Here is a 15,621-nt window from a genome sequence, read left to right as displayed (position 1 = left end):
GCGGGCAGGCGAGGAGAACGCCCGGGTACGGACGTTCATCCAGATCATCCGCGAGATCCAGGCGCCTGCGAGCCGTCGAGGGTGGCCGCGAACGCCTGCGGGTTGTCGAGCATGACATTGTGATCGGCGTCGGCGACGGTGACGACCCGCACACCCGCCGCTTCCAACTCCGCCCTTCCCTCCAGCGGCTGGGACAAGGCCCCGACCAGGAGCGTGCGCGCGATCGTCAGCTCCATCAGCAGCTTCCTGGCCGACGGGCTGGTCCCGGCGCGCAAGCCGTACGCGCTGCGGTGCAGCGCGACGGGATCGGCCAGCCGCATGGTCGCGGCCCACAACGGCCCGACCTTCTCAAGGATCTGCGCCATCCCGCCCTCGGCGAACTCGGCCTCGGTGAAGCTGGTGACGCCGAGCGTGCCGGGCGCGGGCGGCGGCACCGGATCCAACACGGCCTCGGCCAGGACCAGCCGCGACACCAGATCCGGCCGCCGGGCGGCCAGCACGATCGCCACGGCGCCGCCCATGCTGTGCCCGATGACCTCGGCCCCGCTGACGCCCGCGGCGTCAAGCGCCCTGGCCAGCGCGTCGGCGTGATCCTCCAGCTGGTAGCCGAAATCGGCAGGCCGGTCGCTGAGCCCGAACCCCAGCAGGTCCATCATCAGTGTCCGCCGCCGGGCCACAGATGGCAGGGTCATCACGTGGGTGAAGTACGCCGCCGCCTGGGCTCCGGCGCCGTGAACACACACCCGCGCCGGTTCGTCGCCCCCGATCTCGACCCACCGGATCTTCGCGCCGTCGGGTCCGGCTACCGCGTCCTTCATGTTCTTCCTCACTGTGCAGATGCGCGCCCGGCTGGATTCCGCGCGCGCGAGATCCTACTCGGCAAGCGGGCGGAACCAGCGCTCCATTCGTCAAGCTGCTCAAGCTCCACCGCGCGGCCCAGCAGGCCACTCGAAGCGCTCACGCCTGACCGGCGGGGGCGTCATGGCCGACCAGCGCCGCGTATCGACCTCGCTGGCTCATGAGATGGGCGTGGTCGCCGACCTCCACGACGCTGCCCTCGTCGATCACGAAGATCCGCGCGGCGTCCCGGACCGTGCTCAGCCGGTGCGCGATCACGATGCGGGTCATGGGCAGATGGCTGAGGTGGTGCTCGATGATGGCCTCGGTCGTGGTGTCCAGATGGCTGGTCGCCTCGTCCAGCAGCAGCACGTCCGGTTCGGTGAGCAGGGCTCGCGCCAGGGCGATGCGCTGCCGTTGTCCACCGGAGATCAGCCCGCCGTCGGTGAGCATGGTCTCGTACTTCATCGGCATGGCCTCGACGGTGTCGTGGATGTGGGCCAGCCGGGCCGCTCGTACCATGCGTTCGTGGGAGGCGTCAGGGTCGTTGAGGCAGATGTTCTCCCTGATCGACCCGCTGAACAGGACGGGCTCCTGATTGACGATGCCGAAACGGCTGCGCAGGTGCCGGAGGTCGAGCTGCGAGGCGAGCTGCCCGTTGTAGAAGATGTCGCCTTCATCCGGCTGGTAGAGGCCCAGCAGAAGTCGGGCTAGCGTGCTCTTGCCCGATCCGGAGCTGCCGACCAGGGCGATCTTCTCTCCCGGGCTGATGCTCAGATAGATACTGCGCAGGATCCACGGGGAACGCTGGTCGTAACGGAAGCTGACGTCGCGCAGCCGGATGAACCCCACGGCCTCCGGCCGTTCCGCCCCGGCCGGAAATGTCTCGCGCGGGGTGGTGACGATGTCGTCAAGCCGCTCTACGTGCGCACCCACGGCCTGGAGTTGGTGCAGGCTGCCCATCAACGACCCCAGCGGGGTGAGCGCCGCCAGGGCGATCGCGTTCAGCGCCAGGACCTGTCCCAGGCTCAGGCTCCCGGACAGGACCTGCCATGCACCCATCCAGAAGAACGCGGCCGGGGCCGCGAACCGCACTGTCGCCGTGGCCGAGGTGACCGTACCTGCTGTCAGCCCGCCGAGCTGTGCGGCGGCGAGCTGACGAGCGAACGCCTCCCGCCACCGGCTCAGCGCGCGCGGCTCGGCGCCGGCCGCCTTGAGGTTCTCCATGCCCTTGATGGATTCGATCAGCTTGGTCTGCGCGTCGGCCTGGGCGATCTGCTCGCGGGTGATGAGCTCGCTGACCCGGCGCTGGGTGAGCACCAGCGCGAGGATCTCCAGGCCGGCGATCGCGATCAGGCCGAGACCGAAGCTCGGTTCCATCGCCAGCACGATGACGAGATAGCCGACGGCCATGGGCCCGTCCAGCATCGCCGCGACGATCTGCCCGCTGAGCAGGGCGCGGACCTGAGCAATACTGGAGGTACGGGTCACCAGGTCCCCCGCTCCCCGCAGGGCGAAGAACCGGTACGGCAGCGCCAGCAGATGGGCGACGATCCCCTCGGTCATCTCCCCGTCGATGCGGGTGCGCAACATCGCGAGCAGCAACGTCCTCAACTGCCCCACAGCCAGATGGGTGAGCACTCCGACCGCGAGCATGACTCCGAGAAACGCCAGCAACCCTCCATCGCCTCTCGGCAACACCCGATCGATGATCACGCCGGAGGCCGCAGGCAGCAGCAGCCCGATCACCTGCAGCAGCGCTGATGCGGCGACGATCTGCGCGAACAGCCCTTTCTTGCCGCGTACGGTCTCCCGCACCACGGGCGAGCGCCACCACCCGCGAGCCTGGGCCTTCCTGGTGAAACCAGGTCCTGGTTCGAAAGTCAGCAGCACACCGGTGAAGTCCCTGGCGAACTCCCTCCTGCTGAGCGCCATCCTTCCCGCCGCCGGGTCCATGATGGTCACCTTGCGCGGGGTCCACGCTTCCACCACCACGAAGTGCTCGAACCGCCAGTGCGCGATGGCTGGGAGCGGCTTGCCGGCTATCGCCTGCGGTTCCAGCGAGAAACCCTTCGTCTTGAGCCCATAACCTCGGGCGGCGCGCATGACATCACGCGCCGAGAGCCCGTCCCTGCCGACCCCCGTCCTGTCCCGCACATCGCGCAGGGACACCCCGTGGCCGTGGTAGTTGAGGACCATGGCCAGGCAGGCGGCCGCGCAGTCCACCGCCGTGCTCTGCTGGACCAGCCGAACCTTTCTCACAGCTGCCCCGCCACCCGCAGGCTCATGACGACCAGGGCAAGGATCAGCGCGGCGATCACCGCCCACAGGGCGCCGATCCACTTTCGGGGAATCTCGCTGGATGAAGGCCCTTGGGCTTGCGCTCGCCGGCGATGTCGTAGCGCTTCCTTGCGGTACACGTGTCGCATGCCACTGACTCCTCGCATGACGAGTGCCGCCGGGTTGTCCCGGCGGCACTCTTTCCAGCCCTTGGGGTCAAACAGGGGTGGAGCCTCTCAACGCTGACCCGAGCCCCTCACCCGGGTCTCCTCGTACCGCTTAGTAGAGATTCGGCCGACCCGGGCAGAGGCATCCCCTGCCGTGGCCGATCTCGATGTAGTCCGGCAGGCTGAAGTCCAGTTCCGGCCACACACCACCAGCGACGGACGCGAGTTCGGCGTCGGTCAACTCGATCTCTCTGCTCATCGGTTCTCCTTGAGGTTGTTCTCAACGGACGGGCAGGAGCCTCGCAGGACGGCATTGACAGTCGGTGACCGGACCATTGACAAGATCAACCCCGGCGTACCGTCACTCCTCGTTGAAGCCATGAGCAGGGTGTCCTGATTCGCGGTGAGACCGCGTTCACCTGGATGACCAGACGGGCCTTGCCCCCGGAGCGTGGAAACACACCCCAGGTGCCCTCCCACCCACCACGCGGGCCACCCAGCCCGTGCGGAGCTTTTCAGCACCCGGGCGCCGTGAGGCGCCGGGTGATAGACGGATCGTTGACTCTTCGTCTATGAAATGTCTACCGGCCCCCCTCACCATGGCCTCCGTTCAGATCGGAACCGTTGGGGGGTCAACGATGCGGCCGATGCGTTTCGGCGTGCTCGGAACTGTCGAGGTGTGGCGAGGGGATGATCGCCTGGATGTGGGCACGCCACGCAACAGGGCGGTTCTCGCCCGGCTACTGCTGTCGCCCGGGAGGGTCATTCCCGTCGACCGGCTGATAGACGATCTTTGGGAGGGTTGCCCGCCACCGCAGGCGCTGTCCTCATTGCGTACGTTCATCTGCCGGCTACGTCGCGTGGTCGAGCCGCTGACCCGGGAACCTGGCCGGCCGTCCGTGCTGATCACCGAGCCGCGCGGCTACGTCCTGCGTGTGGACGAGGCGGCACTCGACTCGGCCATGTTCGAACGGCTGTTGCAGCAGGCGAGAGTGGCCGCCGATCCACGTGCCGCCCTCGGTCTGGTCGACGAGGCGCTCAGCCTATGGCGCGGTCCGGCCTACGCCGAGTTCGCGCACACCCTGTGGGCGCGGGGAGAGGTGACCAGGCTGCAGGAACTCCAGCTCGGGGCGACGGAACGCAGACTCGACACCCTGCTCGCCCTGGGCCGGCACGCCGAGGCCGTACCCGAGCTGGAAGCGCACGCGCGCGCCCAACCCACCCGCGAGGAGGGCTGGCGGCTGCTCGCTCTGGGCCTCTATCGCTCGTCCAGGCAGGGCGACGCCCTTGCCGCACTGGGCGAGGCACGTCGCTATCTGGCCGAGGAGCTGGGTGTCGATCCCGGGCCTGAGCTGCGCAAACTCGAGGCGGACATCCTCTCGCAGACCTCCGAGCTCGACCTGCCGCCGGCACCGGTGGAGACCAGGAAGCCGGTCACCCGCCTGCGCTGCCTCGGCCGGGACGATCAGCTCGCGGCCGCTGGAGCGGCCATGGCCGCCGCCGAGTCCGGCACCGGTGGCAGCCTGCTCTTCGACGGCGTGCCGGGTGCCGGCAAGACCCAGCTGCTGAGGGGGGTGGAGGCACTGGCTGACATGCGCGGATTCCAGGTGGCTTGGGCGCAGGCGCATCCGCTTGAGCGCGAGTACGACTACGGCGTGGCCCGGCAGATCTTCGAGCCGATCCTGTACTGTCTGCCGGCGCAGGAGCGGCAGCAACTGCTCAGCGGGACGGTCGAGCCCGCGGCCGACATCGTCTGGCACAACCGGCCGTCGTCGGGTGGTCCTGACGCGCTGCACGCGCTGTACCGGCTTGCCGTGCGGCTCGCGGAGCGTGTACCGCTGCTGATCGCCATCGATGACCTGCAGTGGTGCGACCCCGGCTCGTTGCGCTGGCTGGCCTACCTGACCAGGCGCATCGAGCGGGTACCCCTCCTGGTCGCCGCGACCAGGGCGACCGGCGTCCCGGCCGGCGACGATCAGCTGCTCGAGTCGCTTTGCTCGCTCTTCGGCCTCGTGCGCCTGGGTGGTCTGCCCGGCGAGGCGGCGGCGGCCCTCGCCGCCGAGCTGCTCGGCGCGGAACCGGAGCCCGCGTTCATCGCCTCGTGCCTGCGCGAGACGGGCGGCAACACGTTTCTGCTCACCGAGCGCATGAAGGCGCAGGGCGCGGGGAAGCGGTCCACCTCCATCGAGCGGTGGGTGGCCGGCCAGCTGCGCCACGCGGGTCCCGGGGCCGCCGCGCTGGCGAGGGCGGTCGCGACGCTCGACCACGCGGCCGAGTTCCACGCTGTGGCCGACCTGGCCGGTCTGCCGGACAGCCAGGCGGCCGCCGCCCTGTCGGCGCTGGTCGGCATGGAAATCCTGTGTGACGAGTCGCCGCTGCGGTTCAACCAGCCTGTCGTACGGCAGGCCGTACTCGAAGGCGTGCAGGCCGGAGTTCCGCAGTTCGCCCTCAGCCCTTGATGTGCGGCTCCAGTAGCTTCGACCAGGAGCTGGCGAGTTTCTCGTACTCGCCAGGGCACTTCGCGGCCCGCTCCTCCGGCAGCCCGTCCGGCCCGACCCAGTCGGCGTAGGTCTTGGGGTCGGAGCCGTAGATCCAGCACATGTAGTTGAACGCCCGCTGCTCGTCCATCGAGTGCTCGTCATAGAACGGGAGCGCGGCCCGGTCCTGGTCGCCGGCCGACGCGAAGTAGTAGTTGATCGTCTGGACGCTCGAGGAGTCGTCGTCCTTGTTCTGGGCCATGATCAACGCGGACAACTGGTCGGCCGCGTCGTCCTCCTTGCCGAGGGCCGGCAGGTCGTAGATGTCGATCACGGCGTGGCCGAGTTCGTGGTACAGCGTGTCGACGAGGTTGGCCTGGCCGTGCTCGTCGTTCTCCTCCTCCGACTCGGCCTTGTCGCGGTACCGGGTGAAGCCGTCGGCCACGAGCTCGTAGCACATGGTGATCTTCTTCTCGTCCGGGCTGTAGTAGGCGTTCACCGCGTCGCACTGCTCACCGGCCAGCGTGACGTCGTGCGGCAGGATGAGCAGTTCGTTGAGGCTGGCGGCGAAGCCTTCGAGCACCTTGCCCGGCTTCAGCAGCTCCAGTCCCTCGGAGGCTACGTCGGTGTCCGCCTTGCCGTACTTGGCGATGAACTTTCCCTCGGATTCGGTCGCCTTGGGGGCGTCTTGTTTTTCTTTGGCCGCCGCCGCCGGCTTGTCCGTGCTGCCACAGGCGGACAGCATGGTGGCGAGGAGCAGTACGCCGGCGCCCATCGTGAGCTGATTCCACTTCATCAGGAGTCTCCAGGTCGAAGGTGACCGTTGGATCCTGTAGCCACGATCTTGATGATTGATGGACGGACGGTCTCCGGAATCCGCGTGGATGACCGGCGGCTCCGTCAATGTGCCGTCAATCGGGTGTCGGCGAGGATGCTATGACTGTTCGGCGAGGTTTCGCCCGTAGAGCCGCAGCAGCTCGTGGAAGCGATAGCGGCTCGGGCTGGGCGAGTCGAGCATGCCCAGGTCGACGAGGCTCTCGACGATCTCCTCCGCGTCGAGCACCTCAAGGTCGAGGGCGGCCGCCGCGACAGGCAGCGAGAACGAGGCGGTCTCGAGGTTCGTGAGCAGTCTGAAGGCGCGCGCCTGCGCCGCGCCGAGCCGCTCGTAGCCGAGCTGGAAGGTCGCCTCGACGGTCATGGTGCCGAACCGCAGCTCAGACAGGCGTCTTCGCTCGTCGGCCAGCCTCCCGGCCAGGGAGGAGATCGTCCACAGCGGCCTGGAGACCAGCCGGGAGGCCGCGATGCGCACCGCGAGCGGCAGGAACCCGCACAGGACGACCGCGTACTCTGCCGCCTCCGGCTCGGCGAGGACCCGCTCTTCCCCCACGATCCTGGTGAACAGCCGCACGGCGTCGCGGGATTTGAGCACGTCGAGGTCGACTCTGCGCGTGGTCGGCAGCCCGGCGGGCTTGGCCCTGCTCGTCACCAGGACGGCGCAGCCTCCCGTCCCCGGAAGGAGGGGCCTGACCTGCGTGTCGTCCACGGCGTTGTCCAGGATGACGAGCATTCTGCGGTTCACCATGAGGCTGCGGAAGAGCGCCGCCCGCTGTGTCGGGTCCTCGGGGATGTCCGGATCAGGATGGCCGAGCGCGCACAGGAACTCGCGCAGCGCCGCGGTGGGTTCGACGGGCCGGACTCCGGTTCCGCACAGGTCGATGTAGAGCTGGCCGTCCGGGAACGCGTCGCTGAGCAGGTGAGCGACGTGGATCGCCAGGGCCGTCTTGCCCACGCCGCCCTTGCCGGAGAGACTCACCACGGTGGTCGCCTGCCCGGAGCCGGACTTCAGCACCTCGGTGAGGAGGGCGACTTCCTCGTCCCTGCCGGTGAAGTCGTACAGGTCGGCGGGCAGCTGGGCCACCCGCGGGAGTGCCCCTTCTTCGTGGCGGACCGGCGACGGCCCCGGGTCGGATCCGAGGTCGAGCCGGGCGGGCAGCAGTTCGGGGTCCGACGTGAGGATGCGTCGATGCAGTTCCCTGAGCTCGCCTCCCGGGGCGATGCCGAGTTCCTCGGCGAGCAGTCGCCTGGTGCGGTCGAAGACCTCCAGCGCTTCCGCCTGCCGTCCGCAACGGTACAGAGCCAGCATCAGCAGACCGCTCAGCGACTCCCGCAGGGGGTGCGCGGCAGACAGCACGACCAGGTCTGCCACGGCCTCCGTGGCCCGCCCGAGCTCGATGTCCAGTTCGAGCTTGAGCTGCAGGGCGCTCAGGCGGCGGTCGCCGAGCCTGTCGCGCTGAGCTTCGGCGTACGGCCCGGCCGTGCCGTCCATGGCGTCGCCCTGCCACAGCCCGAGGGCCGCTGCGAGCAGCGCGCGGGCGCGAGTGAGGTCGCCCTCCGCGCGGGCTTTCTCGGCCTCGGCGTACCTCTCTTCGAAGACCGATACGTCCAGCGCGCCCTTGGGGACGGACATGGCGTAGCCGGTGCCCACGGAGACGACCACGCCGGGCCTCGACCTGTCGGCTTCCAGCACCTTCCGCAGCCGGTAGGCGTAGGTCCGCAGGGTGCTGAGGGCGCGCAACGGCGGATCCTGTCCCCAGATCGCGGCGATGAGCGCGTCGCAGGTGATCGCCCTGCCCTCGTGGAGAAGGAGGGCGCCGAGCACCGCACGCTGCTGTGGCGAGCCGAGGTTGAGCTCCTTGTCGCCCTGCCAGGCCCGCACTGGACCTAGTACCGAGAAGTACAACCTATGAGATCGTTCCATACCGCGCCTTCGGAATATTCGTACGAATGATAGCTATTTGCTCTGTTCGGCGACTCGTTGTGGATCAGGTTTGGGGTGGGTTTCACGGTGTTGCGGCCAGCACAGTTACCGGCTGACATCCCTGACTTCACCGGCAGAAAGGAGCTGATCGCCCAGCTGGCGGAGCGGCTCACCATCAGCCCGGGCAACGCGCTGACCGTGGTGGCCGTCTCGGGGGCGGGCGGGACCGGCAAGACCACGGTGGCGCTCCACGTGGCGCATGCCGTGCGAGCCGCGTTCCCGGACGGGCAGCTCTACGCGAGCCTGCGCGGTGCAGGAGCCGCACCCCTGCGGCCCGAGGACGTGCTCGCCGACTTCCTGCGAGCGCTCGGCCTCAGCGCCAGGGAGATCCCCTCGGGGGTCCACGAGCGGACCGCGAGGCTGCGGTCGGCGCTGTCGGGACGGCGGGTGCTGATCCTGCTCGACGACGCCACGGACTCCGGTCAGGTCGCGCCCCTGATGCCCGGCGCCGCCACCTGCGCGGTGCTGGTGACCAGCAGGTCGTGGCTGGGCGACCTGCCAGGCGCCCACCAGGAGGGGCTCGGCCTGTTCCGCCGGGGAGAGGCGTTGGAGTTGCTGGCTCGCGTCGCGGGGACGGAGCGGGTCGCCGCCCAGCCCACGGAAGCGGTCAAGCTGGTCGAGTCCTGCGGCCTGCTGCCGCTGGCCGTACGGATCGTGGCGGCGCGACTGGCCGCGCGGCCGGGCATGAGCGTGGAGGTGCTGGCGAGGCGGCTCGCCGACGAGCGGCGCAGGCTCGCCGAGCTCAAGATCGGCCGCGATGCGGTGGAGTCGTGCTTCGCACTCGGTTACGAGCCGCTCGACGCCGATCACGCCAGGGCGTTCCGGCTGCTGGCGCTGATGGACGGGCCTGACCTGTCCGTCGCCGCCGCGGCGGCCGTCCTGGATGTGGGCCAGGCAGAAGCCGAGGACCTCTGCGAGTCGCTCGTCGATCTGAGCCTGCTGGAGTCGCGAGGGCCCGCCCGCTACCGCTACCACGATCTGGTCCGCCTGTACGCCAGAGGGCTCGCCGAGCAGGCGGACCCGGCGAACGAACGGACGGCCGCGCTCGACCGGCTGCTCGACCACTACCTCGCGGGAATCAGAGGAGTCTGCAGGGTCTCGCTCCCCGGGTTCGTCCATCAGGCCGGGCACCAGGGCCCTGAGCTGACCTTCGCCGACGCGCCCGCGGCCCGCGCCTGGGTACGCGCGGAGCAGGTCAACGTCAGCGCGGCGGTCGAGCAGGCGGGGCGTTCGGGAACCCGCGTCCTCTCAGAAGAGGTGCCGCTGCTGGCAGAGGTGACGGGTTTGGCTGAGATCGACGACCGGCTCATCCTCGGCGCCGTCCTGCACGCTCTGGGGCTGGGCGCGCTCCGGGTGCGCGGCGTCGACGAGGCGATCAGCCTGTTGTCGGCGGCGCTGGCCGTCGCGGAGGCGCAGCACAGCCCTCGTCTGGCGGCCAGCGCCCACGGCCTGCTGGCCATGGCGCTGGGTGACGCCGGCTTCGTCGGCGAGGCCAGGGCCCACGTGGAACAGGGGCTCCGCCTGGCGCACGAGATCGGCGACACCCAGGGGATCGGGGTCAACCACCTGGGCGCCGCAGCGGCGGCGTTCCGGTCGGGCGACATGGAGGAGGCCATCGACAGCCTGCTCAAGAGCGCTCAGGCCTACCGCGAAGGCGGGCTGCCGCTCAGGGCGGCGTGGGCGTCCCATCGCCTCATGGACGCCTACCGCGCCCTGGGTCGCCCAGAAGAGGCGGTGAAGGTCGGCGAGGAGGCGCTGCCGCTCTACCAGTCGATGAACGACCCCTTGCTCACCGGCAGGATCCTGAGCCGCCTCGGACAGGCGTGGACCGACCTCGGAGAACCGGAACGGGCCCTGCGCTGCTGGAAGGAGGCCGACGTGATCCTCGGCCCCTACGACATGGCCGAGGGGCGCGCCGTTCGCCGCCATCTCGGGATCGCCTGACGGCAGGACGAGCGTTCACCGGTTGGTGATCGGCTGTCCATGGCCTCGGTGAAAGCTGTCGTGGACCCATAGCGACAGCACGAAGGAAAAGACATGTCCTGGAACAAACTCGCCCTGAGCGTCTCCGTTCTCACTTTCCTGACCCTGGGGACGGCGGCCTGCGGCTCGGGAGGCGAGACCGCCGCCGTGGCCGACACCAAGGGGTGCAAGGAGATGCAAGCCATCATGGGGGCCGCGGTGACCGAGCTCCAGAGCAGGGCCGGGGACCTCGAGGCGATGAAACAGCTCTACAGCGACAACGCACAGAAGATCAAGGCGCTGGACGTCGACGAGAAGGTCAAGGAGGCCCAGGGCGCGATTGTCTCTCTTTACGAGGAGCTGGCGGGGATCAGCGCGCCAGAAGAGGCGGACCAGTACACCGACAAGGCCAGCGCGACCGTGTCGAAGCTGAACTCCGCCTGCACCGCCTGAGGGAAGACGATGTTGAGCAGACGATCCGTCATCAAGGGCGCGGGAGCCGCGGTCGTGGGGAGCGCGCCGGCGGCCCACGCCGCCCACGATCCCGGCGACCGCCTCGCGACCAGGCTCAGGTCAGCGGTGAAGGGCACCGTACTGTTCCCTCGCGACCCCGGCTTCGCGGCGGAACACGCTGGATACAACCCCGTCGTCCGGCACGCCCCCAAGGCGGTCGTGGTGCCCGCCGACGCCGGCGACATCCGCACCGCCGTCCGCTTGGCCGGCCTTCTCGGGCTGCCCGTCGCCGTGCAGGCCACCGGCCACGGCATCAGCGCCGCCGCCGATGGCGGGATCCTGATCAACACCCGGCGGCTGGCCTCGGTGACGATAGACCCGGTCAAACGTGTCGCCAAGGTCGCGGCCGGCACCAGGATGCGGACGCTCGTCGAGGCCGCAGCGGCGCACGGCCTGGCGACGATCAACGGCTCCTCGCTCGACGTGGGCGTGGTGGGCTACACGCTGGGCGGAGGGCTCGGCCCGCTCGGCCGCAAGTACGGCTACGCCGCCGACCATGTGCGGGCCGTCGACCTGGTCACACCGGGCGGCCGCCCGCTTCGCCTGTCGCCGGACAGGCACGCGGACCTGTTCTGGGCGGTTCGAGGCGGCAAGAGCAACTTCGGGGTGGTCACCGGTATGGAGATCGACCTGGTCGAGGCGGCGACCCTGTACGGCGGCGCGCTCTTCTTCCTCGGAGAGGCGGTCCAGCGGGCGGTGCGCGCCTACCCCGCCTGGGCGGCCGGGCTGCCCGAGGAGATGACGACCACGCTGGCGTTCATGCGGCTGCCCAAGGCGCCCTCCGTGCCCCCGCCCCTTCAGGAGCGGGTGGCGGTGCGCCTGACCGCCGCATACCTCGGGCGGGACCAAGAGGGCAGGCGGCTGCTGGCGCCGATGCTGGCCGCCGGGCCGGAGCTCGACACCATGCGTGCGCTGCCGTACGAGAAGATCGGGACGATCTCCAATGATCCGTCCGTGGCGCCCCTGCCTGTCTTCGAGCGCACCGGGCTGCTCCGCTCTCTGGACGCCGCCGCCGTGGAGCGGCTGCTGGCCCTGGCCGGCCCCGGCGTCAAGCTGCCCTTCGGGGTGATCGAGCTCCGGCAGCTGGGCGGCGCCCTCGCCCGTCCGGCCGCGGTGCCCAACGCCATAGGACACAGGGACGCCGAGGCCCTGCTCTTCATGGCGACCCCGGCGCCCGCGGCACAGGCCGGAGCGGTGAGGAAGCAGCAACAGCAGCTGATGGACGGCCTCGAGCCGCACCTCACGGGAGGCATGTCGGCCAACTTCATGAGCAGCGCCGACCTCGCCCCCGAGCAGGTCCGCGCGGCCTACACGCCGGCCGACTACGCGCGTCTGACGCGGCTCAAGCGGGTCCACGACCCACGCAACCTGTTCCGCGTCAACCACAACATCAGGCCGGCGTGACGGCCGTCACGGCATCCTTACCTCCAGGAACGGCCCGGTAGTACACCGAGACCGGCGGCACGCGGCCCGCAGCGGGCAGGCCATCAGGGCGGCGCCCACGTCCCCGGACAGCGGCTGCCGGTCGGCTCGGCCGCCTTTCCGCGCGTGATCCTGCGCGGTCCTCGGCGTGGACCCTTCAGCGATCAGCACCGTCTTGAGCTCGGCTGTCTGCCCCGCCAGCGGCCGATTCGTGCGGTGGGAATCCGAGTACGGCGAAGCGGAGGCCGCTCACATCAGGTCTTCCCGAGAGGTCCGATCTCGTATCCCACCCGCGTGGACGCCCGGAGACGGCGACGTTTATCACCCGTCAACCAGGTGTAAATGCACACGACCCATTCTCTGCTGTCATGACTTATCAGCCTTTTCCTCCAGAACAGGCCCTGGTTCCTCCGCTTTCGGAACCTCCGGCAGCCCCCGAGCCGGAGCGGGAAACGGCCAAGGGCAGCGTGCTTGAGGTCTTCGAGAAGATCGGGTCGGTCGCCGTGCCGGTCGCCGTCGGCATGTACGCCATGCTGTACCTGGGGTTGGCCCAGGTCTACGTGGTTTTCGGCATCACCCCCGAGCAGGCCGGCCTGGACCAGGCGACGATCTTCGGCCGGCTCATCGGCACGCTGATCGAGCTCTTCCTGGTCGCCTTGCCTGGAGTGGGGTTGCTCATCGCGCTGGGCTGGCTACTCAACCTGGCCACCCGCGGATCGGTCGGCCGGCTGGTGCACAGGCTCCGCGAGCAACCGTGGATCGCGGCCACGGTAGGCGCTCTCATCTCGGTCGTCGCCTACTGGGCCTATTTCGGCACGCTGTGGGAACTGTCCGGCGGCACTCTCCTGGTGGCCGTCGCGCTGGTCGCGGTCTTCGGACTGCTGGTGCCGTTTCGCCTGATGCGGAGGCACAACACAGGCCGGGCCGGCATGAAGGTGCTCACCGGTGCGCTGTTCGGCATCGGGCTGGGACTGATCCTGGTCGCCCAGATGGTCCACGGCGCCGCCGACATCGCCGCCAACGGCAACGGCAACGCCCTGCTGCAGACTGTCGGCTTCCAGAATCAGTGGGCCACCGTAGGCGACGGCGACGGCAAGCCGCTGAACAAGGACAACCCGGACGAGCTGTTCCTGCTCCTGGGCGAGAAGGAGGGCGCCTACGTGCTCTACGACTGCGGCAAGCAGGAAACCTTCCGCCGCTCCATCGAGGGCACCACACTAGGCAGGATCGAGTTCGATCCGGACTTCTCCGATCCCGAGACCGGCGAGGTCAAGGCCTGCGGCTACGCGCTGGAGGCGCAGGATTCCGGGACCGGGGAGCAGTAGCCGTGTCCCGCGAGCGGCTGCGCTACTGGTTCGACAACACGATGTCGAAGGGAACGCCCGCCCTGATCGGTTGGCTGGCGGTGGCATCGGCGGTGCTCGTCGGCGTTGTCACCGCGATCGCCGCCCCGATCGCGGGCGAGAACGGGTCCTGGTGGAATGTCGCCTGGATGAGCCTGCTCCGCACCCTCGATCCGGGCACCATGGGCAGCGACGAGGGCAGCCCGTTCTTCGTCTTCATGATGCTCTTCGTCACCATCGGCGGAATCTTCATCGTCAGCTCCCTGGTCGGCGTGCTCACCGCGGGCCTGGACTCGAAGCTGGAGAACCTGCGCAAAGGCCGGTCGCGCGTGGTCGAGAGCGGGCACAGCGTCGTGCTCGGCTGGTCGGAGGAGGTCTTCGCGATCGTCTCCGAGCTGGCCAAGGCCAAGGAGAGCGAGAAGCGCCCGGTCGTGGCCATCTTGGCAGACCGGGACAAGGTCGAGATGGAGGAAGAACTGCGCGACCGGCTCGGTGATGTAGGGCGTACCCGCATCGTGGCGCGCAGCGGCGATCCCGCGGAGCCGACGGCCTTGGATCTGGTGAGCCCGGACACGGCTCACTCGATCCTCGTACTGCCTACCGATGACGCTGAGCTGATCAAGACCCTGCTCGCGCTGGGCCACCGCCCGTGGACCGGCAGGCGGCCGCCGATCGTGGCCGCCGTGACCGAAAGCGACAATCTCCCTGCTGCCCGTCTGGCGGGCGGGTCGCACGTCGAGATCATCGACTCGCAGGACGTCGGCGCCCGCTTGGTCGCGCAGTCATGCCGTCAACCTGGACTGTCCGCCGTCTACAGCGACCTGCTGGACTTCGACGGCGAAGAGATCTACATACGGGCCGAGCCCGCCCTCGTCGGCAGGATGTACGGCGAGGCGCTGTTCGCCTACGACAGCGCGGCGCCGATCGGCGTGCGCCGCGACGACGGTTCCGTGGTGCTCAACCCGCCAAGCGAGAGCGTGATCCGGCAGGGCGATCAGCTCATCCTCATCGCCCCCGATGACTCCGTCATCCGGCTGGCGACGGCGCCGGCCGTGGTGCGACAGGAGGCGATCGCTCGCCCCGGTGTCCCACAGCGGGAGCCGACCAAGACCTTGATCATGGGCTCGAATCACCGACGGTCCAGGATTCTGCGCGACCTGGCGCCCTACCTGCTGACCGGTTCCGAGATCCACCTCGCCGGGCCCATCGTCGCTGACCTCCCACTTCCACCGGGCGTGCTCGTCTCCGCCAAGGAAGTCGACGTCACCAGCCGCACCGCGCTGGAGTCGCTCGGCATCGGCGGCTACGACCATGCGATCGTGCTCTCCGATGGTGCCTACGATGCTCAGAAGGCCGATGCCAGGACCCTGGTGACCCTGCTGCACCTGCGAGACATGCGGACCGGCGTGGCGATCGTCAGCGAGATGAACGACGAGCGCAACCGGAAGCTCGCCGAGATCGCCGAGGCCGACGACTTCGTGGTCGGCGGCAAGCTGGTCAGCCTGCTGCTCACCCAGCTGGCCGAAAACCGGCACCTGGGCCAGGTCTTCGACCAGCTCTTCTCCCACGAGGGCTCGGAGATCTACCTCAAGCCGGCGAGCGACTACATCGTCCCCGGCGCCACCGCCACGTTCGCCACCGTGATCGAGGCGGCCAGGCGCCGCGGCGAAACCGCGATCGGCTACCGCCTGACCACCTCCGCCAGCCAGGAGCCTCAGCACGGGGTCACCCTCAACCCCGACAAATCAGCCCCGCTGGCGTTCCAGCCGGGCGACAGAGTGATCGTCCTCTCCGAGGACTGA

12 protein-coding genes are annotated in these 15,621 nt (G+C 69.3%); 6 read left to right on the top strand and 6 right to left on the bottom strand.

All coding sequences use genetic code 11. The features are described from left to right. Window positions 1–44 precede the first annotated feature (44 nt). The 4 genes from ACFSKW_RS16665 to ACFSKW_RS16650 all read right to left on the bottom strand — a co-directional run bounded on the left by ACFSKW_RS16665 (window position 45) and on the right by ACFSKW_RS16650 (window position 3,543). Complete coding sequence (locus ACFSKW_RS16665) at window positions 45–818, bottom strand: alpha/beta fold hydrolase (RefSeq protein WP_379573154.1); 774 nt, start codon at window positions 816–818, stop codon at window positions 45–47. Between the two features lie 139 nt (window positions 819–957). Then, window positions 958–3,099, bottom strand: a complete 2,142-nt coding sequence (locus ACFSKW_RS16660; protein WP_379573153.1) for a peptidase domain-containing ABC transporter — start codon at window positions 3,097–3,099, stop codon at window positions 958–960. Then, window positions 3,096–3,266 carry a hypothetical protein gene (locus ACFSKW_RS16655; protein ID WP_379573152.1) on the bottom strand — a complete coding sequence of 57 codons (171 nt, stop codon included), beginning with the start codon at window positions 3,264–3,266 and terminating at the stop codon, window positions 3,096–3,098. The genes ACFSKW_RS16660 and ACFSKW_RS16655 overlap by 4 nt, the downstream gene beginning before the upstream one ends. A 130-nt stretch (window positions 3,267–3,396) precedes the next feature. Beyond that, a complete protein-coding gene (locus ACFSKW_RS16650) occupies window positions 3,397–3,543 on the bottom strand; it encodes a hypothetical protein (protein ID WP_379573151.1) in 147 nt (48 codons plus the stop codon). 388 nt (window positions 3,544–3,931) lie between these two features. Here ACFSKW_RS16650 and ACFSKW_RS16645 point away from each other — a divergent pair, with 388 nt between their 5' ends. Then, a complete protein-coding gene (locus ACFSKW_RS16645) occupies window positions 3,932–5,743 on the top strand; it encodes a BTAD domain-containing putative transcriptional regulator (RefSeq protein WP_379573150.1) in 1,812 nt (603 codons plus the stop codon). Here ACFSKW_RS16645 and ACFSKW_RS16640 read toward each other — a convergent pair. After that, complete coding sequence (locus ACFSKW_RS16640; protein ID WP_379573149.1) at window positions 5,733–6,557, bottom strand: DUF4344 domain-containing metallopeptidase; 825 nt, start codon at window positions 6,555–6,557, stop codon at window positions 5,733–5,735. The two genes, ACFSKW_RS16645 and ACFSKW_RS16640, sit on opposite strands and share 11 nt — an antisense overlap. 138 nt (window positions 6,558–6,695) lie before the next feature. Next, a complete protein-coding gene (locus ACFSKW_RS16635; protein ID WP_379573148.1) occupies window positions 6,696–8,477 on the bottom strand; it encodes an AfsR/SARP family transcriptional regulator in 1,782 nt (593 codons plus the stop codon). A gap of 129 nt (window positions 8,478–8,606) precedes the next feature. Here ACFSKW_RS16635 and ACFSKW_RS16630 point away from each other — a divergent pair, with 129 nt between their 5' ends. The 5 genes from ACFSKW_RS16630 to ACFSKW_RS16610 all read left to right on the top strand — a co-directional run bounded on the left by ACFSKW_RS16630 (window position 8,607) and on the right by ACFSKW_RS16610 (window position 15,621). Continuing rightward, window positions 8,607–10,523 (top strand): NB-ARC domain-containing protein, encoded by a 1,917-nt coding sequence (locus ACFSKW_RS16630; RefSeq protein ID WP_379573147.1) that lies wholly within the window; start codon window positions 8,607–8,609, stop codon window positions 10,521–10,523. 93 nt (window positions 10,524–10,616) lie between these two features. Further along, complete coding sequence (locus ACFSKW_RS16625; protein ID WP_379573146.1) at window positions 10,617–10,994, top strand: hypothetical protein; 378 nt, start codon at window positions 10,617–10,619, stop codon at window positions 10,992–10,994. Between the two features lie 9 nt (window positions 10,995–11,003). Next, window positions 11,004–12,458, top strand: a complete 1,455-nt coding sequence (locus ACFSKW_RS16620; RefSeq protein WP_379573145.1) for an FAD-binding oxidoreductase — start codon at window positions 11,004–11,006, stop codon at window positions 12,456–12,458. Window positions 12,459–12,943: 485 nt separating this feature from the next. Then, window positions 12,944–13,801, top strand: coding sequence for a hypothetical protein (locus ACFSKW_RS16615; RefSeq protein WP_379573144.1), 858 nt, complete (start codon window positions 12,944–12,946; stop codon window positions 13,799–13,801). A 2-nt stretch (window positions 13,802–13,803) separates the two neighbouring features. Continuing rightward, on the top strand, window positions 13,804–15,621 hold the full coding sequence (locus ACFSKW_RS16610; RefSeq protein ID WP_379573143.1) for a CASTOR/POLLUX-related putative ion channel: 1,818 nt from the start codon (window positions 13,804–13,806) through the stop codon (window positions 15,619–15,621).

It is taken from the genome of Nonomuraea mangrovi, from assembly GCF_042681425.1.
Classification (GTDB): Bacteria; Actinomycetota; Actinomycetes; order Streptosporangiales; family Streptosporangiaceae; genus Nonomuraea; species Nonomuraea mangrovi.
This window is presented reverse-complemented; position numbering and strand designations above follow the sequence as displayed.

Coding starts and splice junctions, on each gene's coding strand:
- ACFSKW_RS16650 (WP_379573151.1), bottom strand. CDS start 3,543: ATGAGCAGAGAGATCGAGTTGACCGACGCCGAACTCGCGTCCGTCGCT.
- ACFSKW_RS16645 (WP_379573150.1), top strand. CDS start 3,932: ATGCGTTTCGGCGTGCTCGGAACTGTCGAGGTGTGGCGAGGGGATGAT.
- ACFSKW_RS16625 (WP_379573146.1), top strand. CDS start 10,617: ATGTCCTGGAACAAACTCGCCCTGAGCGTCTCCGTTCTCACTTTCCTG.
- ACFSKW_RS16620 (WP_379573145.1), top strand. CDS start 11,004: ATGTTGAGCAGACGATCCGTCATCAAGGGCGCGGGAGCCGCGGTCGTG.
- ACFSKW_RS16655 (WP_379573152.1), bottom strand. CDS start 3,266: ATGCGACACGTGTACCGCAAGGAAGCGCTACGACATCGCCGGCGAGCG.
- ACFSKW_RS16665 (WP_379573154.1), bottom strand. CDS start 818: ATGAAGGACGCGGTAGCCGGACCCGACGGCGCGAAGATCCGGTGGGTC.
- ACFSKW_RS16640 (WP_379573149.1), bottom strand. CDS start 6,557: ATGAAGTGGAATCAGCTCACGATGGGCGCCGGCGTACTGCTCCTCGCC.